The 24201-nt window shown below is 45.5% G+C and carries 21 protein-coding genes; 12 read left to right on the plus strand and 9 right to left on the minus strand.

The window, feature by feature from the left end:
- Positions 1-123: 123 nt before the first annotated feature.
- Both speB and speA read right to left on the minus strand, forming a co-directional pair.
- Positions 124-1050 (minus strand): agmatinase, encoded by a 927-nt coding sequence (gene speB / locus HRQ85_RS11520; RefSeq protein WP_017105806.1) that lies wholly within the window; start codon positions 1048-1050, stop codon positions 124-126.
- The gene (gene speA / locus HRQ85_RS11525) at positions 1050-2957 is read right to left on the minus strand and encodes an arginine decarboxylase (RefSeq protein ID WP_050650716.1); all 1908 of its coding nucleotides are present in this window, start codon (positions 2955-2957) and stop codon (positions 1050-1052) included. The genes speB and speA overlap by 1 nt, the downstream gene beginning before the upstream one ends.
- A 424-nt stretch (positions 2958-3381) precedes the next feature.
- Here speA and HRQ85_RS11530 point away from each other — a divergent pair, with 424 nt between their 5' ends.
- The 5 genes from HRQ85_RS11530 to HRQ85_RS11550 all read left to right on the plus strand — a co-directional run bounded on the left by HRQ85_RS11530 (position 3382) and on the right by HRQ85_RS11550 (position 9741).
- Positions 3382-4086 carry a class I SAM-dependent DNA methyltransferase gene (locus HRQ85_RS11530; RefSeq protein WP_172379664.1) on the plus strand — a complete coding sequence of 235 codons (705 nt, stop codon included), beginning with the start codon at positions 3382-3384 and terminating at the stop codon, positions 4084-4086.
- Positions 4087-4275: 189 nt separating this feature from the next.
- On the plus strand, positions 4276-5712 hold the full coding sequence (locus HRQ85_RS11535; RefSeq protein ID WP_172379665.1) for a coniferyl aldehyde dehydrogenase: 1437 nt from the start codon (positions 4276-4278) through the stop codon (positions 5710-5712).
- Complete coding sequence (locus HRQ85_RS11540) at positions 5709-6287, plus strand: TetR/AcrR family transcriptional regulator (protein ID WP_048607093.1); 579 nt, start codon at positions 5709-5711, stop codon at positions 6285-6287. The genes HRQ85_RS11535 and HRQ85_RS11540 overlap by 4 nt, the downstream gene beginning before the upstream one ends.
- A 521-nt stretch (positions 6288-6808) precedes the next feature.
- Positions 6809-8383 carry an ABC-F family ATP-binding cassette domain-containing protein gene (locus HRQ85_RS11545; protein ID WP_172379666.1) on the plus strand — a complete coding sequence of 525 codons (1575 nt, stop codon included), beginning with the start codon at positions 6809-6811 and terminating at the stop codon, positions 8381-8383.
- Positions 8384-8502: 119 nt separating this feature from the next.
- Positions 8503-9741 (plus strand): leucine-rich repeat-containing protein kinase family protein, encoded by a 1239-nt coding sequence (locus HRQ85_RS11550; RefSeq protein ID WP_172379667.1) that lies wholly within the window; start codon positions 8503-8505, stop codon positions 9739-9741.
- A 136-nt stretch (positions 9742-9877) separates the two neighbouring features.
- On the opposite strand, the gene HRQ85_RS11555 is transcribed toward HRQ85_RS11550, so the two are convergent.
- The 6 genes from HRQ85_RS11555 to thrS form a co-directional block, all read right to left on the minus strand.
- Complete coding sequence (locus HRQ85_RS11555; protein WP_050650678.1) at positions 9878-10327, minus strand: hypothetical protein; 450 nt, start codon at positions 10325-10327, stop codon at positions 9878-9880.
- A 68-nt stretch (positions 10328-10395) separates the two neighbouring features.
- The gene (yqfB, locus tag HRQ85_RS11560) at positions 10396-10710 is read right to left on the minus strand and encodes a N(4)-acetylcytidine aminohydrolase (RefSeq protein ID WP_004733516.1); all 315 of its coding nucleotides are present in this window, start codon (positions 10708-10710) and stop codon (positions 10396-10398) included.
- 208 nt (positions 10711-10918) lie between these two features.
- Positions 10919-11272, minus strand: a complete 354-nt coding sequence (gene rplT / locus HRQ85_RS11565; RefSeq protein WP_004733517.1) for a 50S ribosomal protein L20 — start codon at positions 11270-11272, stop codon at positions 10919-10921.
- A gap of 42 nt (positions 11273-11314) precedes the next feature.
- A complete protein-coding gene (rpmI, locus tag HRQ85_RS11570; RefSeq protein ID WP_004738430.1) occupies positions 11315-11509 on the minus strand; it encodes a 50S ribosomal protein L35 in 195 nt (64 codons plus the stop codon).
- A 104-nt stretch (positions 11510-11613) separates the two neighbouring features.
- A complete protein-coding gene (gene infC / locus HRQ85_RS11575; protein WP_425598744.1) occupies positions 11614-12171 on the minus strand; it encodes a translation initiation factor IF-3 in 558 nt (185 codons plus the stop codon).
- Positions 12168-14096, minus strand: coding sequence for a threonine--tRNA ligase (thrS, locus tag HRQ85_RS11580; protein WP_016768282.1), 1929 nt, complete (start codon positions 14094-14096; stop codon positions 12168-12170). Before thrS ends, infC begins: the two co-directional genes overlap by 4 nt.
- A 461-nt stretch (positions 14097-14557) precedes the next feature.
- On the opposite strand from thrS, the gene HRQ85_RS11585 reads away from it, so the two are divergent.
- Positions 14558-15481, plus strand: a complete 924-nt coding sequence (locus tag HRQ85_RS11585; protein WP_172379668.1) for a DUF3187 family protein — start codon at positions 14558-14560, stop codon at positions 15479-15481.
- A gap of 119 nt (positions 15482-15600) precedes the next feature.
- On the opposite strand, the gene HRQ85_RS11590 is transcribed toward HRQ85_RS11585, so the two are convergent.
- Entirely contained in the window at positions 15601-16344 is a 744-nt protein-coding gene (locus tag HRQ85_RS11590; RefSeq protein ID WP_172379669.1) for a sporulation protein, read from the minus strand.
- Positions 16345-16791: 447 nt separating this feature from the next.
- Here HRQ85_RS11590 and hutC point away from each other — a divergent pair, with 447 nt between their 5' ends.
- The 6 genes from hutC (at position 16792) to HRQ85_RS11620 (ending at position 24162) form a co-directional block, all read left to right on the plus strand.
- Positions 16792-17505, plus strand: coding sequence for a histidine utilization repressor (hutC, locus tag HRQ85_RS11595; RefSeq protein WP_172379670.1), 714 nt, complete (start codon positions 16792-16794; stop codon positions 17503-17505).
- A gap of 113 nt (positions 17506-17618) precedes the next feature.
- A complete protein-coding gene (gene hutI, locus HRQ85_RS11600) occupies positions 17619-18869 on the plus strand; it encodes an imidazolonepropionase (RefSeq protein WP_172379671.1) in 1251 nt (416 codons plus the stop codon).
- On the plus strand, positions 18856-19902 hold the full coding sequence (hutG, locus tag HRQ85_RS11605) for a formimidoylglutamase (RefSeq protein WP_172379672.1): 1047 nt from the start codon (positions 18856-18858) through the stop codon (positions 19900-19902). The genes hutI and hutG overlap by 14 nt, the downstream gene beginning before the upstream one ends.
- A 66-nt stretch (positions 19903-19968) precedes the next feature.
- Complete coding sequence (gene hutU, locus HRQ85_RS11610) at positions 19969-21663, plus strand: urocanate hydratase (protein WP_048615115.1); 1695 nt, start codon at positions 19969-19971, stop codon at positions 21661-21663.
- Between the two features lie 14 nt (positions 21664-21677).
- Positions 21678-23210, plus strand: a complete 1533-nt coding sequence (gene hutH, locus HRQ85_RS11615) for a histidine ammonia-lyase (RefSeq protein WP_048607477.1) — start codon at positions 21678-21680, stop codon at positions 23208-23210.
- A gap of 226 nt (positions 23211-23436) precedes the next feature.
- On the plus strand, positions 23437-24162 hold the full coding sequence (locus HRQ85_RS11620) for a DUF3581 domain-containing protein (RefSeq protein ID WP_010438254.1): 726 nt from the start codon (positions 23437-23439) through the stop codon (positions 24160-24162).
- Positions 24163-24201 lie beyond the last annotated feature (39 nt).

A 24201-nucleotide genomic window follows, 5' to 3' on the forward strand; every position in this document is an offset into this window, starting at 1 on the left:
AGGGACAATGAGTAGAAGTTGCAAATGGATATTTCGAGGAATCCAAAAAAAAGCCCACTAAGTTAAACCATAGTGGGCTTTAAAATCAGTATATAGCGTTATGCTGTTAGCAATGACACACTATTATTTAGCAAGGCGATTTGCAGTCCAGACGTAAAGTAGCTCGAGAGCAATCGTCGCACCAGCCAATGCTGTAATCTCGCTTTGGTCATACGCTGGAGAAACCTCTACAACGTCCATACCAACCATGTTGATACCTTGCAAGCCACGGATAATTTTCAGAACTTTATCTGAATTCAAACCGCCGCATACCGGAGTACCTGTACCCGGAGCAAAAGCAGGATCCAGACAGTCGATATCAAACGTTAAGTAAACTGGCTTATCACCAACAATGCCTTTCACTTGAGCAATGATCTCGTCCACGCTCATGTCGTTCGCCTGCATCGCGTTAATAACGTTAAAGCCGTGGCCTTCCTGCTTGTACTCTGTACGAATACCAATTTGCACTGAATGTTCAGGCGAAATTAAACCTTCATTTGGCGCATGGTAGAACATAGTGCCGTGATCGTAACGACTGCCCTGACTGTAAGTGTCAGTGTGCGCGTCGAAGTGAATCAGAGCCATCTCACCGTACTTCTTACCGTATGCTCTTAACAAAGGCAGTGTAATGAAGTGATCGCCACCTAAACCTAACAGAGTTTTACCACTATTCAGAATCGCATCAGCAGCCGCTTCTAAACGTTGAGTTAGATCTTCTGCATCACCACAATCAAACACAAGATCGCCAGCATCAATGACCGAGGTGTGTTCAAATACATTGAAGTCCCAAGGGAATTTTTTACCTTCCCACGCCAAATTTACCGACGCACGGCGAATCGCATCCGGTCCCATACGCGCACCCGGACGACCAGACGTCGCCATATCTAACGGCGCGCCTAACACAACCACATCAGCATCGTTATCGATTGGGTTTTGCACCAATGGACGACGCATAAACGTCATCGCATTGGAATACAGCGAGTAATCTGGTTTCGTAAATAGATCGTTCATTAAAAATCCTCAAGATAGGTGTAACCCATCAAGCCTTGCTCTAACTCTTCAAGTACGCTTTGCTGCTCTTGCGCTGGTACTTTCGCCGTTACCAATTCTTTGTAGTTCTGACGAATTAGGTCCATATCGATATGAACATAACGCATCATGTCTTCAACCGTGTCGCCTTCGTTGATGTAATCGATATTCGCTTCACCATTTTCATCAACGTTGACCACGACACTGTGCGTGTCACCAAATAGGTTGTGCATATCGCCCAAGATCTCTTGGTATGCGCCTACTAAGAAGAAGCCCATCAGGTAAGGTTCGTCTGGGTTCCATGCAGGCACTGGCAACGTTGTTTCAATGCCTTGGCCGTCAACATACTGATCGATCGTACCGTCAGAATCACATGTGATATCCAGTACTACCGCGCGTCGCTCGTCCGCATTGTCCAAACCACTTAGAGGCAATACAGGGAACACCTGATCGATACCCCAAGCATCTGGCAACGATTGGAACAAAGAGAAGTTCACGAAGAACTTATCAGCCAAACGCTCGCTCAACTCATCCAAGATTGGACGGTGGTAACGGTTCTTAGTGCTCATTCGAGAACTAAGTTCGTAGTTAATACGCAAAGACATCTGTTCTGCCCAAGCACGGTGTTGAAGGTTCAGCATGCCTGTCGCAAACTGGTTGTGTGCTTCTGCGATATCACTTTGCGTGTCGTTGTAGATCTCAATCAGCGCGCGGTCATCATTACCTGCATCTAACTCCAAGAAGTTCTTCCACATGTTGTTTAGCAACAGTGGTGCGTCTGCTTCTGGCGGCGCCATGTCTTCTGGCGAGTAGCTTTCGGTACCAATCACGTTAGTCACTAGTACTGCATGGTGCGCAGTCAGTGAACGACCAGATTCCGAAATAATCACAGGCTGTGGTTGATTGTAGAGCTTACAAATATCCCCTACTGTCATCACGATATTGCGAGCGTACTCAAGCAAGCCGTAGTTCATTGAGTTTGAAGATTGGCTGCGTGTGCCGTCGTAATCGACCGCCAAGCCACCACCAACATCTAAGAACTTCAGTTGAGCGCCAATATCACGCAGTTCACAGTAGAAACGAGCCGCTTCACTCACGCCATTTCGCACGTCACGAATGTTTGCCATTTGTGAACCTAGGTGGAAGTGCACGAGTTCAAGAACGTCCAGTTGGTCTTCTGCTTTCAAGCGTTCAATAACGGTCAATACTTGTGATGCAGACAAACCGAATTTCGACTTCTCACCACCACTTGCTTGCCATTTACCTGCACCTTGAGATGCAAGACGAATGCGTAGACCTAAACGAGGTTTCACGCCAAGCGCTTTTGCTTCAGAAAGGACAAGGTCAAGCTCTGACAACTTCTCTAAAACGATGAATACTTTGTGGCCTAGCTTTTCGCCAATAAGCGCAAGGCGGATGTATTCTCTGTCTTTATAACCATTACACACGATCACTGAGCTCGCTTTTTGAGCCAGCGCCAATACCGCTAATAGTTCAGGTTTACTGCCCGCCTCTAGACCTAGTTGCTTCTGCTCTAATTGAGCTTGGCTTGCTAAGATCTCGTCAACCACTTCTTTTTGCTGGTTAACTTTAATCGGATAAACCAGTAGGTAACGGTTGTCGTACTGATATTCGTCGATCGCTTGGTTGAATGCGTTACAGATATTGTGCACACGTTGATGCACTATTTGAGGAAAACGCACAAGAGCAGGCAAACCAATATTTCGCTGCTCTAACTGTTTTACGATCTGACTTAGCGGAACTTGATGATCGGTTTCGCTCGGTGAAACATACACCTCACCGTTATCATCAATTCCATAAAAACCTTGGCTCCAGTGCTTTACATTATACTCAGCACGGATGCGTTCCAAATTAACCGAATTTTCCAATTCTAGAGACCTCACACTATAGGGCCATCGACAGAAGATACCTCTTTGGAATAGCGAGGTATAACCCAACAAAAAGCGTTCAAAAACGATTTGTTGGCTGCATTAACCGATATTATTAAGAGCGAGTCCAACCATTGATATTTGTGGTTACGATTACGTTTTTTTATCGACAGATCGACTTAAAGTGACAGGTAAGGAATTACAAGGTTTTAGGGTAAAAAACAGGCTGAAGCGCATTAAATATAAAGCAATTTCTCACATTAAATTAGGGAGAAAAAATGTGCAGGAACCATAAGATTTTTAGCAAATTGAGTGAGGTTAAGTCAGAGTTGTGACAAATATAAGCACTTCACAATCTGAACTCTCGCTATCACCAACACAGTTTGTATCCTGTTACCTCATACCTATTGATGAGTGTTAAATCATGTCTGAAATGTACACGACCTACGCAAAGCAATACGACTCTGCTGCTCGCGATAATATTTATAATGCCCTATTAGAACGCCCATCAACCATAGCCTTACTAGACGATGTTCAAGGGCTCGACATTGTCGACCTTGGCTGTGGCTCAGGTATTTACGCGCAATGGTTTATTGACCAAGGTGCAAACAAAGTCACGTGTACCGACCTGTCTCAAGATATGGTTGACCTAGTGAACGGAAAACAAATTCCCAATGTGACCGCATACGCACAAAATGCAGCTCTGGGTTTACCCAAAGAGGCTGATAACAGCGCTGATGTCATCGTGTGCCCATTAGTACTGCATTACATTGAAGATCTAAAACCTGTCTTTGATGACATTTATCGCGTTCTAAAACCGGGCGGCTACATCGTGTTTTCCACTCACCACCCTTTTGCTGACTTTGAGTGCACCCTTTCAGGTAACTACTTTGAGCGCGAATTCATTCAAGAAGAGTGGAACACGGTCGGCACACCCGTTCAGGTAAGCTTCTACCGCCGTTCATTAACCGAGCTTTGCCAAGCTGTCAGCCAATCTGGCTTGCTGATTTCACAAATCACTGAAGGGACAATCGACGAGAAGGCCAAGGCCATCTCTGAAGAAACGTACGAGCGCCTATCGAAAAACGTTAACTTCATCTTTATGCGTTGCGAAAAAGTGTCTGCCTAGCCCGCAAGTAAATCGCGTGTGTCTTTGATTGCGTCAAAGGCACTTTTTATCTTCCTAACCATCTCAACTCAGCACCCGCTCAACTGAACAAAAAATAAACTTTTCTCGTCCATACCTTGTATTCGATTCGATCTTCTTGTAATTTTAACTGACCAACCAATCGGTCAGCCTTCGAATTTAGGGGATACTATGAGCCATAATCTAGACCTTGAACCAAACACGTCGAGAACCAACGACATGGATCAAATGTTCAACCGACAAAAAGATCACTACCGCAATAATGTTAATCCTACGCTTGAGCAGAGAAGAGAAAACCTCTCAGTACTAAAAGCGTTGTTAATGCGCTATCAAGAGCAGTTGATTGAGGCAGTATCTGAAGATTATGGCCATCGAGCAAAGCACGACAGCTTGATTGCTGATATCACCCCTTCTCTTCACCAGATCAATTACAGCGTGAAGAACCTTAAGAAGTGGTTGAAGCCATCACGCCGCAAAGCTGGTTTGATGCTAACGCCAGCTAAGATCACGGTTCATTATCAGCCTGTGGGCGTTGTAGGCATCATTGTTCCATGGAACTTCCCAGTCATGCTCTCTTTAGGGCCTCTGATCACAGCATTAGCAGCGGGCAACACTGCGATGCTTAAGATGTCGGAGTTTACTCCAGCAACCAACCGAGTTTTAAAAGCGATGTTGGCTGAAGGCTTTAGTGAAGATCAAGTTGCGATCATCGAAGGTGAAGCTGATGTTTCCGCTAAATTTAGTCAACTGCCGTTTGACCATATCCTATTCACAGGCTCAACCGCTGTGGGTAAACACGTTATGAGAGCAGCGGCTAACAACTTAACACCAGTTACCCTGGAATTAGGCGGCAAATCTCCAACCATCATTGCCCCTGACTTTGATGTGGCGGACGCTGTTGAACGTATCCTGTTTGCCAAGAGCTTAAACGCTGGCCAAATATGTGTAGCGCCTGATTACATCTTATTGCCGCGAGAAAAAACGGACGAGTTCATCACAGTTTATAAGCGTTATTTCAAGAAGCTTTATAAAGCCGGTATTGAGAGCAAAGACTTAACCTCAGTGGTTAACATGCGCCAGTACAATCGATTAAAAGGTGTGGTTGAAGATGCGAAGTCAAAAGGTGCTGTGATACACACGGTAACCGAACAAGCACAGGACGATGTAAACCACAGAATGACGCCACACCTTCTCACCGAAGTGAACGATGAGATGCTCGCGATGCAAGAAGAGCTGTTTGGTCCTGTTCTGCCTATCGTGCCTTATGATTCCATCGAAGAAGCAATCAGCTACATCACAGAGAGAGAACGCCCACTGGCTCTGTACCTAATGAGCCATAATAAAGAAACCCAAAACAAGTTTTTGTCAGACACGCACTCTGGCGGCGTGTGTATTAATGATTCTTTGGTGCACGTGGCTGCAGAAGACGCGCCATTCGGTGGCATCGGCCCTTCAGGCATGGGACACTACCATGGCATTGAAGGCTTCAAGACCTTTAGCCATGCCAAAACCGTTCTAAGCAGAGGAAAAATCAACTTCACCAAGTTAATGCATCCTCCTTACAACAACCCAATCAAGAAACTGATGTTCAAAGTACTCAATAGATGATCACCAAAAGACAAAAAATCCTAGATGCTGCACTCCTGCTTTTCTCTCAACAAGGGCTAGAGGGCACATCTACCGGACAAATAGCGAAAACAGCCGGCGTGGCAAAAGCGACGTTGTTTCACCACTTCGAGAACAAATCTCTATTGATTGATGAGCTGTTTCGCGAGCTGAAGCTAGAGCTATTCTCGACCCTTCAACCGCACACTGATGTGGCAGTAGAAGATCGCTACCAAGCCTTTAAGTTCATGTGGATCACAGGAATTGAATGGGCATTAGAGAATCCGGTTGCGATGAAGTTCTTTACCAATGTTCATTTCGACCCAACGACTCAAACTCGAGAAGTGATTGTTTCACAGATGTTCGCATCGCTAGACGAGATCATTTTGAAAGGGCAAGAAGATGGTGAATTGATGGTGTTGGACATTAACCTTGTTAGACACTTCATCCATAGCCACTTTCTGATTTGTGCAAACTGGCTGATTGAACAAAGCGAGTCTCCACCAGAGCAAACATCGAAGTACATCAACGATAGCTTTGATATGTGTTGGCGCGCCGTTGGTGGGCAAACCAAGTAGCTTTAGCTTTAAGCCCAAGGCTCTAAGCTCTAAGCTCTAAACCCAAAGATATAAGTTCTAGACTCAACTTATTTCCAATAATGATCACTAAAGCGCCACACAGGCGCTTTAATTATTTGAACACAATTTAATCACCTCAGCATGTTGACTCAGAGTACGTTCTTTCAGTACCATCCCACCATCATTTCAAAAGAGAATAACGCCATAATGAAGTACTAACATCCTGACATCCGATTTATTTTTATAAAAATCATTTGGACACTCGGGGTTAGTGGGCGTTACTTCGTCATCTATTTTCGCGACAAATCAAGCTCTTAAAGATCCGTTTTTTGACAAACAAACATCTTTAAGATCAATACCTCAAAGACAGAAATTACATCAACACCCTATTTCCTATCTTTGATTGGCATGCTAAGTAAGTAACGTCTTTGGCGATCTATATATAGAATTCTGTGTAGGGTTCTATATAGAAAAAGCGCCTCACCCCTTTTACTCGTTTACACGTAAAGGGAGGTATTTCTATGCCTACTATATTAGCCAACAATCTCTCATTCCAACTCGATACTGGTGAGTGGTTATTCAAAAACATCACCTTCAATTTGAGCACTCGCCTCACCGGCCTAGTCGGAAGAAATGGGGCTGGAAAGTCATTGTTACTTTCATTGCTCATGGGACAAAAACAGCCCACAACAGGCAGTGTTTCGCACCAAGGTTCGATCGGCTTTTACTCTCAGTTACCATCAAAGCTACTGGATACCAACATCACCATCGCTGACTTCTTAGGGCTCACCGAAAAGTTAGAAGCATTAAGCGCCATAGAACAAGGTAGCTGTGAATTGCAGCACTTCAATATCGTTGGTGATGATTGGGATCTAGAGGCACGTACCCAGCAGTTGCTAGGTACATTAAAGATCACTCGTGATTTGAACACGCCCTGTTGCTCTTTGAGTGGTGGACAACTCGCCTTGCTACAGCTTCATCAGCTGTTCGTATCAAATAACGACATACTGATCCTCGATGAGCCTTCGAACCATTTGGATAACGATGGACGCAATTGGCTACTAGAACAATGCCTGATGTTTGAAGGCAAAATACTTGTCGTCAGCCATGATCGAAGCTTATTGAGACGAATGGAAGGGATCTACCACCTCAACAGCTTAGGCGTACGTTTCTATAAAGGAAATTATGATGATTACTTCAAACAAGTATCTAGCCAAAGCGAAGCGCTCAACAAACAGGTCGCGCATCATCAGTCCGAAAAGAAACGACTCGAGCGTCAAGCTCAAGCCAACAAGGAAAAGGCGCAGCAGCGAGAATCTCAGGGAAACCGACTCAGAAAGTCAGGTAGCCAACCCAAGATCTTATTGGATGCGATGAAAGATAAAGCAGGACAAAGCCAAGCCGCGTCTGCGACAAGCCAAAGGAATGTCATTGACCAAAACCAACATAAACTTCAGTCGCTTAAAGAACAGAAGGAACGGCTGAAACCACAAGCTTTGTATCTACAGCAAAGTAATAGCAGTAAAAAGAGCTCTTTGTTAACCGTTGAAAACTGCCGCCTTATTTACGGCTCTGGTGCGCCCATCAGTTTCTCTTTATCACAAGGGGAACGGTGTTATCTAACCGGTGCTAATGGGTGTGGAAAGTCGACACTGTTAAAAGCGATTCACGGTCAACACACCAATTATAAAGGCTCGATTAAGCGCTTGGGGGCGACCGTCTATTTGGACCAACACTTTGGCCTGTTAGACACCAACGAGACGATGTTCGATAGCTTAATGACGCACAGCTTTGGATTAACAGAGAGCGACGCGCGAACCCTGCTAGCAGGAATTGGATTCAGGCGAGAGTCTGTATATCGCAAAGTCGCTCACCTCAGTGGTGGCGAGAAAATGAAGCTGGCGATGTTGATCGTCAGCCATAAACAGGATGCCCCGCTTCTTCTACTTGATGAACCAGACAATCACTTGGACATAGACTCAAAGCAAATATTGGCTTCGGCTCTGCGTGAATACCAGGGTGCATTCATCTTGGTCAGTCATGATAGCGATTTTGTTGAGGAAGTCGGCGTTAGCCAAAACCATATAAAGCTTTAGTCCATGCCCCTAAACCTTGAGTCTTAAGCCTGTTAGGCGAGCTTCATTACTGATGCTCGCCTTTCTCGGTTGAGACAAGTAAACTACGCGCCTCGAACATCTATTCATAAGGCTAAGGTTTGCATACTCTAGAACAATTAAAATCAGGGCAACTTAAAGGTATTAAGCGCTTAAAACTATCAGAAGGTCTCACCGAGTTTCCTCTAGAAATCATAGAGCTTGCAGATTCTCTTGAGATCCTAGACCTTTCAGGTAATCAGCTGTCAGACCTACCAGCCGAGTTATCAAAGCTAACTAACCTGCGTATTATCTTCGCGTCGAATAACCTGTTTACGCACCTGCCTGATGTTCTAGGTACTCTTCCTAAGCTCGAAATGGTTGGCTTCAAAACCAACCAAATCAAAACCGTTAGCGAGCAGTCTCTGCCGACTCAACTACGTTGGTTGATCCTGACCGACAATGAGATTGAGGCTCTGCCTAGCTCACTAGGTGAAAGACCACGACTACAGAAACTGGCATTGGCGGGTAACAAGATTCGCGTGTTACCAGAAAGCATGGAAAACCTATCCAACCTTGAACTGGTTCGCCTGTCTGCAAACCAACTTACTGAATTCCCTGAGTTCCTTATTAAGCTACCAAAACTTGCTTGGTTAGCATTTGCGGGTAACCCGTTTTGCAAACACCCTAGCAGCTTAGATAGCGTGCCTGCTGTAAGCTCGCAATGCTACTCACTAAATCAAGTACTTGGTCAGGGTGCGTCTGGCGTAATTTCACATGCTAACTGGGTGAACGGCGATTTTGATTTCCCACAGGAAGTCGCTGTAAAAGTATTTAAAGGTGAAGTGACAAGCGACGGTTACCCACACGATGAGCTCGAAGCGTGTCTGCAGGCCGGTCATCATAGCAACCTAGTGAAGTCTATCGCCCAAGTGAACGAGCAAGACTACTTAGCTTTGGTTATGGAGCTTATCCCAAGCAGCTATTACAACCTAGGTTTACCACCGACACTTGATACTTGCACGCGTGATACTTTCCCAGAAAGTTTCGAACTTCCAATCGCGCAAATCGACAACATCGTTACTCAAATGATTGATGTATTTAATCACCTACACGACAACAAGGTTTGTCACGGTGACTTATATGCGCACAACACCCTAGTCAATGAGCAAGGCCAAATGATCTTTGGTGACTTTGGAGCGGCGACCATCTACGGTTATCTGACTGAAGAGCAGCAACAAGGTATTCGTCGTATCGAAGCACGTGCATTGAAGTACTTTATTGAAGACCTACTGACGATTTGTACAAAGCAAGATCAAGACAGCGAGCTTTATAGTCAACTGGCGAACTTCGAAGCTTAATGGCCTAATGGCCTAATGGCGCGTTGATTAGAAGTACTCGGTCGAATTGAAAACAACAAAGCCAACATCACTGTTGGCTTTGTTATTCTTGGAACATCACTTATTTTCATGGGCAAGCAAGCTCGGCTAAAAAGGATTAACGCTCAGCCTGCACCAATTTCAGATACGAATGCAGCTCACCATTTTTATATTCCACCGCAGAGTGAATATTAAGGTCAGCACGAGCCACAACAGCAAACTGGTAGCTGTTCTCACCCTTTAAAATCTCGACGTGTAACAAACCGTCTTTTAGTTGCCACTGCCCTGTCGTTTCAAATCGGTCGAACAAACGATATTCAATGAGAGAACCGTCAGCATTGAAGTGCACTTCAGTGATGTAACCGCCGGGGCAGCTCTTCACCCAAACTCGATTCTCGATATCACTGACAATGAAGTCACGCTTTGTATCACGCCACGCTAGAAAGCCTTCGCTATCATAAAGAGCAATGTCGAGATCAGTTCTAGAGATTAACGGCTGCTCATTTTGCTCACGACAATAAAGTTGGAGCAAAATTTGCTGAACTGTTTCGCTCTGTAATTCACTCATTGTGACTTCCCTTTCTCATTGCTCTGCGTTAGACGTTGTATTGATCAACAAATTCTATTTAAAGCGGGCTACACAAGCTCGTAAGAAACCACATACAGTTGAGAGATACCCGGATAGATATCTTGAATCACGTCTTTCAGTACTTGCAGCGTCATGTTCTCTTGCTGAGCATGGAACTCACCTAAGTCATCAAACAAAATTGGCTCAACGCTGATGATCTTAAGGTTACAGAACACACGTCCTTGCTCTAGCGTTGATACTTCCACAACACTGCCTGGCTGGTAGTCACGCTCAGATTCATCGCGAATAGTAATCGTCTTTTTGCCAGAAAGGATGTCAGTTTCAAAACGTTCGAAGAACGTCATAGTAGTTGGTGCGGTCATTTATTCAGTCGCTTAGCATTAAGGGTTAGGTAGATGTTTATATACCAGAATGCCTGTCCAAGCGAATAAAAATTAGATGCGGAAGTTTATCTCGTCATTCTCAAGACTGACGGAGGAAGGAGTTGGGAATCTCTAGAGCCCAAATTACAGGCAATAAAAAAGGAGAACCGAAGTTCTCCTTTTCTTAAACCTTTAAGCTAACTCTAAATTATAGAGATGCTTTCGCTTTTTCAACTAGAACAGCAAATGCTGCTTTGTCGAATACTGCGATGTCAGCAAGAATCTTACGGTCGATCTCGATAGATGCTTTCTTAAGGCCATTGATGAAACGGCTGTAAGATAGACCATTTTGACGAGATGCCGCGTTGATACGTGCAATCCAAAGTTGACGGAATTGACGTTTCTTGTTGCGACGGTCACGGTAAGCGTATTGACCAGCTTTGGTAACTGCTTGGAAAGCTACGCGGTAAACACGTGAACGTGCTCCGTAGTAACCTTTAGCTTGTTTTAGAACTTTCTTATGACGTGCACGAGCTTGTACACCACGTTTTACGCGAGGCATTATGCTTCTCCTAAACTAAACGAATTTATAAACTAAAAAGAATTAAGCGTATGGCATCATACGTAGAACTTGAGCAACTTCACATTTAGGAAGGATCGAGTTCGGACGTAGCTGACGCTTGTTCTTAGTAGTACGCTTAGTCAGGATGTGACGTTTACCAGCGTGCTTAAACTTAATACCACCAGCAGTTTTCTGGAAACGCTTAGCAGCACCTTTGTTGGTTTTCATCTTAGGCATGATGAATAACTCCGCATTGTTGAGTTGTTAATAACATAGTAATTAGGGCGAATAAAACCCCGCAACCTGAGGCTGCAGGGTTTAATTACTTGCAAAGCCGTTAATTACTTCTTTTTAGGGGCCAACACCATGATCATCTGGCGACCTTCAATTCTCGTTGGGAAAGATTCGACAACTGCAAATTCTTCAGTATCTACTTTCAAACGATTAAGAACGTCAACACCGATTTCTTGGTGAGCCATTTCGCGGCCACGGAAGCGAATTGTTACCTTCACTTTGTTGCCGTCTTCTAGGAAACCAGTCAGGTTGCGTAGTTTTACCTGATAGTCTCCAATATCAGTTCCAGGTCGGAATTTAATTTCCTTGATCTGAACCTGCTTTTGCTTCTTCTTCTGCTCTTTCGCAGCTTTGCTCTTCTCGAAGAGGAACTTACCGTAGTCCATCACACGACAAACTGGCGGCTCGGCGTTAGGGCTGATCTCTACAAGATCCATACCAGCTTCATTTGCAGCTTCCATCGCTTCAGCGATTGATACTACACCAACAGCTTCGCCGTCTGCGCCAGTTAGACGCACTTCACGAACGCCACGAATGTCACCGTTTAAACGGTGCTGGTTTTGTTTGGCCGGTTGTTGGCCACGTCTTCCGCCTTTAATAGCTATTCCTCCAGATTGAGCTTACGGCTTGAAACCTCGGCTTGGATGTATGAAATAAAGTCATCCACTTTAAATTTGCCAAGGTCCTTACCTTTACGTGTACGTACTGCAATTTCGCCGGCTTCCATTTCTTGGTCACCACATACAAGCATGAACGGTACACGTTTCAAAGTATGTTCGCGGATTTTAAAGCCAATCTTCTCATTTCTCAAGTCTGCTTTGACTCTAAATCCACTTTTTTGCAGTTTTTTCGTAATTTCTTGTACATATTCAGACTGTTTGTCTGTAATGCCCATTACAACTGCTTGTTCTGGCGCCAACCACGTTGGGAAGAAGCCAGCGTATTCTTCAATAAGAATACCGATGAAGCGTTCTAGTGAACCTAAAATCGCGCGGTGGATCATAACTGGCGTGTGACGCTCGTTATCTTCACCTACGTAAGTAGCACCTAAACGTTCTGGTAATGCAAAATCGAGCTGCACTGTACCACATTGCCAAGCGCGGTCCAAACAATCATGCAAAGTAAATTCAATCTTAGGTCCGTAGAACGCACCCTCGCCTTCTTGAATCTCGTATGCAATGTCCATTGCCTCTAGCGCTTGCTTAAGGTCAGCCTCTGCACGGTCCCACATTTCGTCTGAACCTACACGCTGTTCTGGACGAGTAGATAGCTTAACAACGATGCTTTCGAAGCCGAAAGTTGTGTAAGTATCGTAAACCATTTCAATACAAGCTTTAACTTCTTGTTGAACTTGGTCTTCAGTACAGAATACGTGAGCATCATCTTGAGTGAAGCCACGAACACGCATAATGCCGTGAAGTGCGCCAGACGGCTCGTTACGGTGACATGAGCCGAACTCAGCCATACGTAGCGGTAGATCACGGTAAGATTTCAAACCTTGGTTGAAGATTTGAACGTGACCAGGACAGTTCATTGGCTTAATAGCGTATTCACGGTTCTCTGAAGAAGTAGTGAACATCGCTTCAGCGTACTTATCCCAGTGACCAGAGCGTTCCCAAAGAACACGGTCCATCATTAATGGGCCTTTAACTTCTTGGTAATCGTACTCAGTCAGTTTTTGACGAATAAATACTTCTAGCTCACGGAAGATAGTCCAACCGTTGTGATGCCAGAACACCATGCCTGGTGCTTCTTGCTGCATGTGGAATAGGTCAAGCGCTTTACCGATTTTACGGTGGTCACGTTTAGCCGCTTCTTCTAGACGCACAAGGTGAGCTTTAAGCGCCTTCTTGTCGTGGAATGCAGTACCGTAGATACGTTGAAGCATCTTGTTGTCACTGTTACCACGCCAGTAAGCACCCGCTACGTTAAGTAGAGTGAAGTGCTGACAGAAGCTCATGTTAGGCACGTGTGGACCACGACACATATCGATGTATTCTTCGTGATGGTACAGGCCTGGACGATCGTCTTTAGAAACGTTCTCGTCCAAGATTTCAATCTTGTAAGTCTCGCCGCGAGCTTCGAATGCGTCGCGCGCTTCCTGCCAGCTAACTTTCTTCTTAACAACCTGGTACTTGGTCTTCGCTAGCTCTTTCATGCGCTTTTCGATCTTTTCTAGATCTTCTTGCGTTAGAGAATGCTCAAGGTCGATATCGTAGTAGAAACCGTTATCGATAGTAGGACCGATCGCCATTTTCGCTTCTGGAAAAAGCTGCTTAACCGCGTGGCCTAAAAGGTGAGCACAAGAGTGACGAACGATCTCAAGGCCATCAACTTCATCTTTAGCTGTGATGATTTCTAGGCTTGCATCGTTTTCGATAAGATCACAAGCATCAACACGCTCGCCGTCTACACGACCAGCAATGGTTGCTTTCGCAAGACCAGGACCGATTGATAGGGCAACATCTAGAGTTGATACAGGGTTGTCAAATTGACGCTGACTACCGTCAGGAAGAGTAATAATTGGCATTATTTGTCCTTTACAGTGGTGTTGCACACCAAGCAACACATGAAAATGTTTAATATATGTTTGTCAGTCAACGAGTATGTTGACCGGAGATATATGCATAATAAATATACCCACATAGAAGCAAATACAGATGCCCCACTTGTGAGTAGCCGAACATTGTAACGAAATTATATGAAATGACAATGACAGAGCGAACCCGCAAGCTATCCAACGGCTTCGTTGGATAAGGTTAACCATGCTTGTGATGACTTACCTGCTCTCCAGTCCTCTTTGATTGCCAAACTGCATCAACTAAACAACTGCACCCTCCTGTTCCGAATTCGCTCATCCAACTTATCTCTTACAAACGAGTCATTTAGAACTAAGCTATATAAAAGCAACGGAATGCAGATGAGGTGCATATGGAGAAACGGGCTACTTGTATATCGCTCATACGACCTTTACCGCTAATAATAGCCGCCATGTTTTCTGCGCCAAACACATGGGCCAACAAAGATTACGGCCCCTTAATCAGTTATACCCAAGCACCACTGCAGTCGGTTCGTCTCACCCCGACACTCCGTTCAGGCTTTCCCCTTGAAGAGAATAAGGTGGAAGTATTTACAGCCTTAACTGCCGCGAGTATCTGGGCCCACTCCCACGACTATCACTTAGACTATTATCAAAACCAACTTCAAACAGGCCTACGATGGCAATTGACTCCAGCATGGCAAGTAGAGCTCAATTACCGCTGGTTATACGCCGCCAATAATCATCTCGACAAAATCACCATTAACTTTCACGACCTATTTAGCATCGACCAAGCAGGTCGAGACCAGAAAGACAGACACCAATTCGACATCTATGCACCTGACCACGACATCAATGTTCGAAACTTCTCCGGCGACACGCTAACTAGCGCTTTCACCCTCTACACTCAATACCAAATCATAGATGTTGAAAACCACGGATTATCCTTTGGTGTCTCCCTCTATCATAACAATGTCAGCCACGGCGCCTTCGAAGGAAGCAGTACCGAGCAAAGCGCTCAATTCAACTATGCATACCAACTCGATATCAATACCTTCTATACAAGCCTAGGGTTGGCGAATCAGTCTAATCGAGAGGTAGAGAACGGTTTTTCACATAAGAAAACGACATGGTCATGGATGGGCGGCTATCAACTCACCCTATTTGAAAACCATGAGTTGCACCTTGAATACCGTTGGTATGAAGGCGCAGAAGATGGTGACACTGAGTTTTCAGAAGCCGCGAATGAAATGATGTTTGGCTATCGCTATCTGATGCAGCGCTCAGCAGTCGAGATATCCATAATCGAGAACATCTTCAACATGGACAACTCCACCGATGTTGCTTTTCAATTGGCCTATCGGCACCAGTGGTAAACCCATTTCAGGACGGGACAGATAGTAGAATCAAAAAAGCCGAACAGTTAAGTTCGGCTTTAGAAATCGTATTATCGTCGCTCTATTAATAGACAGAGCAACTACTAACAGAGAGGGAACTACGCACTCATGATTCTTGATACAGCGTTGCGGATGTCTGAGTCGGCCGCGTTAGCTGGCAAGCTGAATGAGATGTATTGGTCGCCACGAAAGCTCATTGAGCGGTCGATTTCTGCTAGGCAGTGAACCATAGAACCATCTACGATGAATGACAGCTCGATCTCTTTGTTATTCATAAAGCCGCCGCTGCGAAATTCAATCTCTTGGTAACAGCCCGAGCGAGAAGCAAAGCTGTTGCCTTTCAAGAAGCCCTTTTCTACGTCTGCTTTCACCATCGCCATACCCGATGCTTCCATGCCTTGGATGATTTTAGCCACTGTTGGCAGTGGGTGTACGGAAATGAAATCACGGTCTTTAGGATCAATCGCGAAGCCGATATTTAGGTTAGTTTCAATCCATACATGGCATTGGTTCATTTGTGCGTTCAACGCAGTGACTGGCGTTTCATCATTTAACTTAAGACGGAATGGCACCAATTTGGTTTCACCTGGTTGGATCACGAAAGGCTCAACGGCTTGAATACGACCTAGTGAAAAAGTTTCGTAACTGGTGCTATCTTCCGTTTCGACTTTTACTTCTGTGTTGAGAACCAAGTCAATCAGGTCGATTTGTTGCTCAACGTCGCCACCAACAATGTGAACATTGCCAGACAACTCGCCACCTTGGAAAACTTCAATATTATCTAAGACGGTATCAACCTTTGCTGCACCAATGCCCAACGAGGCCTTTAATTTCTTAAACATATTATTTCCCTTTCTAATTATCTGATTAGCTAGGGCGTGTTGACCTTTCGTGGTTGAGTTTTGTTCGAGATAAAAGCGTTTTAATCGCGGCGAGGGAGAAGTAGCCTAGTCATTCTAAGCAAATCTCCCTCAACAAAGAGTAAAACGCTTTTAGCCGAACCCTTCGGGCAGCGTTTGCTGGTCATTTCTACTGCGTTATCGGCTTCTCATGTAGGCTAGCTACACATCAAAGCCTCTGCCTTGTATAAATACCCAGCAACTCGCTGCAAAAACCAGCTCGAAAGATCAACATGCCCTACTAGTTATTGCGTGACAATTTGCGACAGTTGCCTCACAGAATCAAGCAATTTGCCCCATCTATGTTGAATAAGGTCACATTGCCCGAGGAAATGTTGAAATCGTGAAAAATTCCGTTACTCTATTTGTATAGTCAAATTAGGTTTCATTATGTCGAAAGCGCCGCTCTACCTTCAGATAAAACAGTTCATAGACGAGAATATCACCAGTGGTCACTGGCCAGTGGGTTACCAGATAACCACAGAGCTAGAACTCACTGAGCAGTTCAAAGTGAGCAGAATGACAGTCAATAAAGCCATTCGCGATCTTGTGTCTGAAGGCAAGCTAATCAGGAAACCAAGGCTGGGTACTTTTGTTTGTGAACCAGACGAAAAAGCACAATCTCCACTGCTTGATATCAACAATATCGCGCAAGAGATCAAAGACCGAGGCCAAACGTATGCTAGCCAAGTTATCAAGCACAAGAGCATCAAGGCTGATGAAAGCACCGCCACACGGTTAGGTGTGATGATCAATGCCGAAGTATTCTATAGTGAAATCATCCACTTTGCTGACAACACACCGATTCAATTGGAAGCGCGCTGGGTGAACTCTCAAGCCGCTCCAAAATATCTAGAGCAAGACTTTTCAACCTCGACACCCAATGAATACCTTTCAAAAAGCTGCCCGTTGAGTGCTATCGAGCACACGGTTGAAGCCATTATCCCAGACTTGCAAATCAGAACATCACTAAAGCTATCTGAATCAGAGCCTTGCCTACTTTTGAATAGAAGAACATGGAGTAAAGAGCGCCTAATCAGCTTTGCATTGCTCTACCATCCTGGTTCTAAGTACAAATTAAGCTCCAAGATACTTCTAGATTAAAGAACATCATCCTGATCGCCGATCACATTTTTGCAACATCAACTTGATTCAGGTCAGCGTTTAGCCTATTTATTTGTATATACATTTAATGTTTAGCAAAGATCTAGGTGATTATGAATTTGATCCTCAAAAACGCACGAGTGGTCTCCATGAGCTCGGGAGACGACGGTTATCAGCCCTCTTCTCCTCAAGATATCGTTATCGAAGACGGTAAGATCGTGTCTATCTCTTGTTCAAACCATGAGGCTCATGCTTCTGAGGTAGAACAACCGAGCACTGATAACTCTGCGGATTACATCACCTATGATTGCAAAAACAAGCTCGTCACCCCAGGTCTGATTGATTGCCACACTCACCTCATATTTGCAGGCAATCGCGCCAACGAATTTGAACAGCGTTTGAATGGTGTCTCTTACACCGACATCGCGAAACAAGGCGGCGGGATTCTTGCGACAGTCACTGCAACACGCGCAGCACAAGAGTCTGAACTGGTTGAAATGGCGCTACCTAGACTTGATGGCCTGCTAAGAAGTGGCGTAACGAGCATCGAAGTAAAATCGGGCTATGGTTTAACCCTTGAAGATGAACTCAAGATGCTGCGTGCAGCCAAAGCGTTAGAGAATCATCGCCGTATTAAGATCACTACCACTCTCCTTGCTGCGCATGCTGTGCCACCTGAATATAAAGAACAACCAGATCGTTACATAGGTCTGGTTTGCCAAGAGATCATTCCTAAAGCTGCAGAGCAAGGGCTCGCCGATGCCGTTGACGTGTTCTGCGAATCTATCGGCTTCAACCTAGAACAAACCGAACGCGTCTTTGCAGCTGCCAAAGCACATGGGCTAGCGATTAAAGGCCACACTGAACAACTTTCGAATATGGGTGGCAGCGCACTTGCAGCAAAATACGGCGCACTCTCTGTTGACCATGTTGAGTACCTTGATGAAACCGGAGTAAAAGCACTGGCAGAATCAGGCACAGTCGCCACCTTATTACCCGGGGCTTTCTACTTCTTGAAAGAGACTCAACAGCCGCCTATCGCCCTACTTCGTGAACACAACATTCCAATGGCGATCGCGACCGACTTAAACCCCGGCACATCTCCCTTTGCGGATTTAACCCTGATGATGAACATGAGCTGTACCCTGTTTGGTACAACGCCTGAAGAAGCATTGCGTGGTGTAACTTGTAACGCTGCCGCTGCCATTGGTGAGTTACAAACCAAAGGCAAAGTCGAAATCGGTTATGCCGCAGATTTGGCTATCTGGAACATCGACCACCCTGCAGATCTAAGCTATCAAGTCGGTGTTCCTCATCTGCATAAACGCATTGTTAATGGCGAGGTGTGTCATGACTCAATCTAAATCCAACGGTATCCAAGAGAACGCAACAACCATGCATAACTTTGTGTGGACAGGGCGTAATGATCTTGAAGATGGCGCACTCGGTACTCGCGTTCATCACATTACCAAGCAAGTACAAAGTAGTGGCTTAAGTGACGAGCTGACTGACAGCGCTATCGCCTTGGTTGGCTTTGCCAGCGATGCCGGTGTTGCAAGAAATAAAGGACGCGTAGGCGCGAAACAAGCACCTAACCTAATTCGTCAAGCATTGGCGAATATGGCTTGGCACAGTGACGCTCACATCGCAGATCTGGGTGATATCGAGTGCGATGATGGCCAATTAGAAGTCAGCCAAAAGCAGTGTGCTTCTGTGATTGCCAATGCCCTATCAACTAACAAAGTGATTACCCTTGGCGGTGGTCACGAAGTGGCTTGGGCATCTTTTCAAGGTCTCGCTGAGCATTTACATAAAGCTGAACGCCTTGATAAAGATCAGCCAGAGCAACAACCTAAGATTGGCATCGTTAATTTTGATGCTCACTTTGATCTTCGTGAATTTGAAAGCGACATTGCTGATGTTAAACCAAGCTCAGGCACGCCTTTTAACCAGATAAGTGACTACTGCCAAGCGTATCAATGGCCGTTTCATTACGCTTGTCTTGGCGTTAGCGCAGCTAGCAATACCAAAGCGCTGTTTAACAAAGCTGACCAACTGGGCGTGTGGTATGAACACGACCGCGACATGACCCAAGTAAACCAAGTCGCTCAACTGGTTAAGTTACAAAAATTCATCGCTGAGTGTGATTACCTCTATCTCACTATCGATCTAGACGTATTCCCAGCTGCGACTGCGCCGGGCGTAAGTGCACCAGCGGCAAGAGGCGTGAGCTATGAAGCGCTCGCTCCTTTTCTAGAACAGATTTTCCAACACAGCGAAAAACTCATTATCGCGGACATTGCGGAATACAACCCAGACTATGACGTTGATGGCCAAACGGCTCGATTGGCGGCTCGTTTATGTTGGGATATAGCCAGTGCAATGGCCAGCGACTAATCCAGCTATACCGATAACTACAACTACAACCACAACGATATAACGTGAAACAGAAGGAATTCCAAAATGACGGAACACCACAACAGTGACCCTCGTCTCGACACGACTCGCGAAATTCGCGCACCTCATGGCACCACTTTGCGCGCTAAATCTTGGTTAACAGAAGCACCACTGCGTATGCTGATGAACAACCTAGACCCTGATGTGGCAGAACACCCACATGCACTGGTTGTGTATGGCGGTATTGGTCGCGCGGCACGTGATTGGAAATGTTATGACAAAATTGTTGAAGTATTAGAGCGTTTAGAGGACGACCAAACGTTACTTGTTCAATCCGGTAAACCTGTGGGCGTGTTCCCGACTCATAAAAACGCACCTCGCGTACTGATCGCTAACTCGAACCTTGTTCCACACTGGGCGAACTGGGAACACTTCAACGAGCTCGATAAAGAAGGCTTGATGATGTACGGGCAAATGACAGCAGGCAGCTGGATTTACATTGGCTCACAAGGCATCGTTCAAGGCACTTATGAAACGTTTGTTGCCATTGCGAAGAAGCATTTCCAAGGCGAAGCAAACGGCAAGTGGGTTCTAACGGGCGGTCTTGGTGGAATGGGCGGCGCTCAACCTCTTGCGGCTACTATGGCTGGCTTCTCTATGATCGCCGTAGAATGTGATGAATCACGAATCGACTACCGCTTACGTACTGGCTATGTAGACAAAAAAGCCACCAGCTTAGATGAAGCGATGGCAATGATTAAAGAGTCAGACACGCCAATCTCTGTTGGCTTATTAGGTAACGCCGCAGACGTCTTCCCAGAGTTAGTTGAACGCAATATCACACCTGATGTGGTGACTGACCAAACATCTGCCCACGATCCTCTTAACGGCTACTTGCCGCAAGGTTGGACGATGGAGAAAGCAGCACAAGAGCGCACCATTGATGAAGCGAAAGTGGTGAAAGCCGCTAAACAATCGATGGCGATTCAAGTACAAGCGATGCTAGACCTGCAATACCGCGGCGCAGCGACCGTGGATTACGGTAATAACATTCGCCAAATGGCATTGGAAGAAGGCGTAGAAAACGCGTTTGATTTCCCTGGTTTCGTTCCGGCTTATATTCGACCTTTATTCTGCGAAGGTATTGGTCCTTTCCGTTGGGCAGCGTTATCTGGTGACCCAGAAGACATCTACAAAACAGACCAAAAAGTGAAAGAACTGATTCCAGACAACCCACATCTACATAACTGGCTAGATATGGCGCGTGAACGCATTCAGTTCCAAGGTCTACCAGCTCGTATCTGTTGGGTTGGTTTGAAAGATCGTGAACGCTTAGGCCAAGCATTCAATGAAATGGTCAAAAATGGCGAACTGAAAGCACCAGTTGTTATCGGTCGTGACCACCTAGATTCGGGCTCAGTAGCAAGCCCGAACCGCGAAACAGAAGGCATGATGGATGGATCAGATGCAGTATCAGATTGGCCTCTATTGAATGCCCTTCTGAACACAGCGGGCGGCGCAACTTGGGTTTCATTGCACCACGGTGGTGGCGTTGGTATGGGCTTCTCGCAACACTCAGGCATGGTGATTTGTTGTGACGGCAGTGAAGATGCTTCGCAGCGCATTGCTCGCGTACTTCACAATGATCCAGCAACCGGCGTTATGCGTCATGCTGATGCAGGTTACGATATTGCCAAGCAATGTGCCAAAGAGCAGAAGCTTGATTTACCTATGCTAAACGAAGAACTTCGTCGCCTTTAATGTCTGGAGAGAACATGTTGAACTTATTACTTAAACCAGGACTTCTTGGCCTATCTGAACTTCGAAAAATCAGCCGTAGCCCTGTGAACCTTTCACTGGATCCTGCAGCAATCCCTGATATTGAAGCGAGCATGCAGGTTGTCGAGCAAGTGATTGCTGAAGACCGCACTGTGTATGGCATCAACACAGGTTTTGGCTTACTAGCAAACACCAAGATTGCACCTGAAGATCTCGAAGTTCTACAGAAAAGCATCGTGCTTTCTCACGCAGCAGGCATCGGCAAGTTCATGTCTGATGAAACCGTGCGTTTGATGATGGTATTGAAGATTAACAGCTTGTCTCGCGGTTACTCGGGTATCCGCCTTAAAGTGATTAATGCTCTTATCGATCTTGTGAACGCGCAGGTTTACCCATGTGTTCCACAAAAAGGATCAGTAGGCGCATCTGGAGATCTTGCTCCCCTCGCCCACATGAGTACCGTTCTGCTAGGTGAAGGCCAAGCACGCCACAACGGCAAGATCATCACGGGCTTAGAAGCAATGCAGATCGCAGGCCTTGAGCCAATCACGTTAGCGCCGAAAGAAGGCTTAGCACTATTAAACGGCACACAAGCATCGACTGCCTTTGCATTAGAAGGTCTGTTCGCAGCAGAAGACTTGTTTGCGTCTGCGACTGTCTGTGGTGCAATGTCTGTAGAAGCTGCACTGGGTAGTCGTCGCCCGTTTGACCCTCGTATACACCGCGTTCGTGGTCATCGTGGTCAAATGGATGCCGCGCTTGCTTATCGCCATATGCTTGATCAAAAGAGTGAGATTGGTGAGTCACACACTTGCTGTGAAAAGGTTCAAGACCCTTACTCGCTGCGTTGTCAGCCTCAAGTGATGGGTGCCTGTTTACAGCAAATTCGTAATTCAGCAGAAACGTTAAACGTTGAAGCGAACTCGGTATCGGATAACCCACTGGTATTTGCTGAAGACGGCGACATTATTTCAGGTGGTAACTTCCACGCAGAACCTGTGGCAATGGCAGCGGATAACCTAGCACTTGCGATTGCAGAAATTGGTAGCTTGTCAGAGCGTAGAATGGCGCTGCTGATTGATAGCGCACTAAGCAAACTGCCACCTTTCTTAGTCGATAACGGCGGCGTTAACTCAGGCTTTATGATTGCTCAAGTAACGTCTGCTGCTCTGGCAAGCGAGAATAAAACACTGGCACACCCAGCATCAGTAGACAGCCTTCCAACATCGGCAAACCAAGAAGATCATGTGTCTATGGCCACCTTTGCGGGTCGTCGACTGCGTGACATGGCAGAAAACACCCGTGGCATCTTGGCTGTTGAATACTTAGCAGCAGCACAAGGCTTAGACTTCCGAGCGCCAAACCTATCGTCACCTCGAGTAGAAGAAGCGAAACAGATTCTGCGTGAAAAAGTGAGCTTCTACGACAAAGACCGTTACTTCTCACCAGATATCGAGCAAGCGAACCTATTGCTCAAATTATCAGTGCACAATCACCTAATGCCAGAAGGTATTCTGTGTAGCTTTTAAGACAGAAACAACCTGAACAACACCCATTAGAGTGTTATATAAACAAGGGTTATTGATTAGCCCTTGTTGCATTGAGCCAAAGACCATATTCCCCTTAAAATCGTCACATACCATCCAACGTATTTATCTAATCGATTGATATATAAGCAAAGTTAACTGGATAGACCATTAGAGCGAAGTTAGTTAGCTATAATCCACCCCAGATTTGATGACTAATAGCGATACTATGTTTCTGACACCTTACTTTTCTACTGAAGACAATCAATTTCAATTCACTCGTGAACAAGCTAGCCACTTTGCTAAAAAAGTAGCCGCTGACTTCAACCCAATTCACGATGAAGACAACAAGCGCTTCTGCGTGCCTGGCGACCTTTTGTTTGCAGTTCTTCTGCAGAAAGAAGGCATCAGCCAAAAAATGCGTTTTGATTTTTCAGGTATGGTTGGTAACGGTATTGCGCTAAGCGTTGACAACAAATGTGAGAAAGAAAGCTCACTGGTTGACGAGAAAGGCAAAGAGTACCTACACATGTCTTGTGAAGGTGAAAAGAGCCACGACCAAGCATTCATCGAGCACGTAGTAACAAACTACGTTAAGTTCTCTGGCATGAACTTCCCACACATCATGGTTCCTCTTATGGAAGAACAACAAATGATGATCAACTGTCAACGTCCTCTTGTGATTTACGAGAGCATGGAAGTTGAATTTACTCGCCTAGACCTGTCTCACCCAGAAGTTGAATTCTCTGGCGCGACTTTTGATGTTGAAGGCAAACGTGGCATCGTGACTCTAAACTTCGATTTCAAAGAAGACGGCGAAGTAGTCGGTAAAGGCGTGAAGCGCATGGTAGCAAGTGGCCTTAAGCCATACGACCAAGCTTCTGTCGATGACCTAGTAAACCGCTTCAACGAACGTAAAGAGATGTTTCTAGCTCAGTTCGCAGCTGCCGCTTAATCAGCTCTAGAACAAGATCAATAAAGCCCAGCTTGATAA

It is taken from the genome of Vibrio sp. Vb339 (assembly GCF_902751245.1).
Lineage (GTDB): Bacteria > Pseudomonadota > Gammaproteobacteria > Enterobacterales > Vibrionaceae > Vibrio > Vibrio coralliirubri.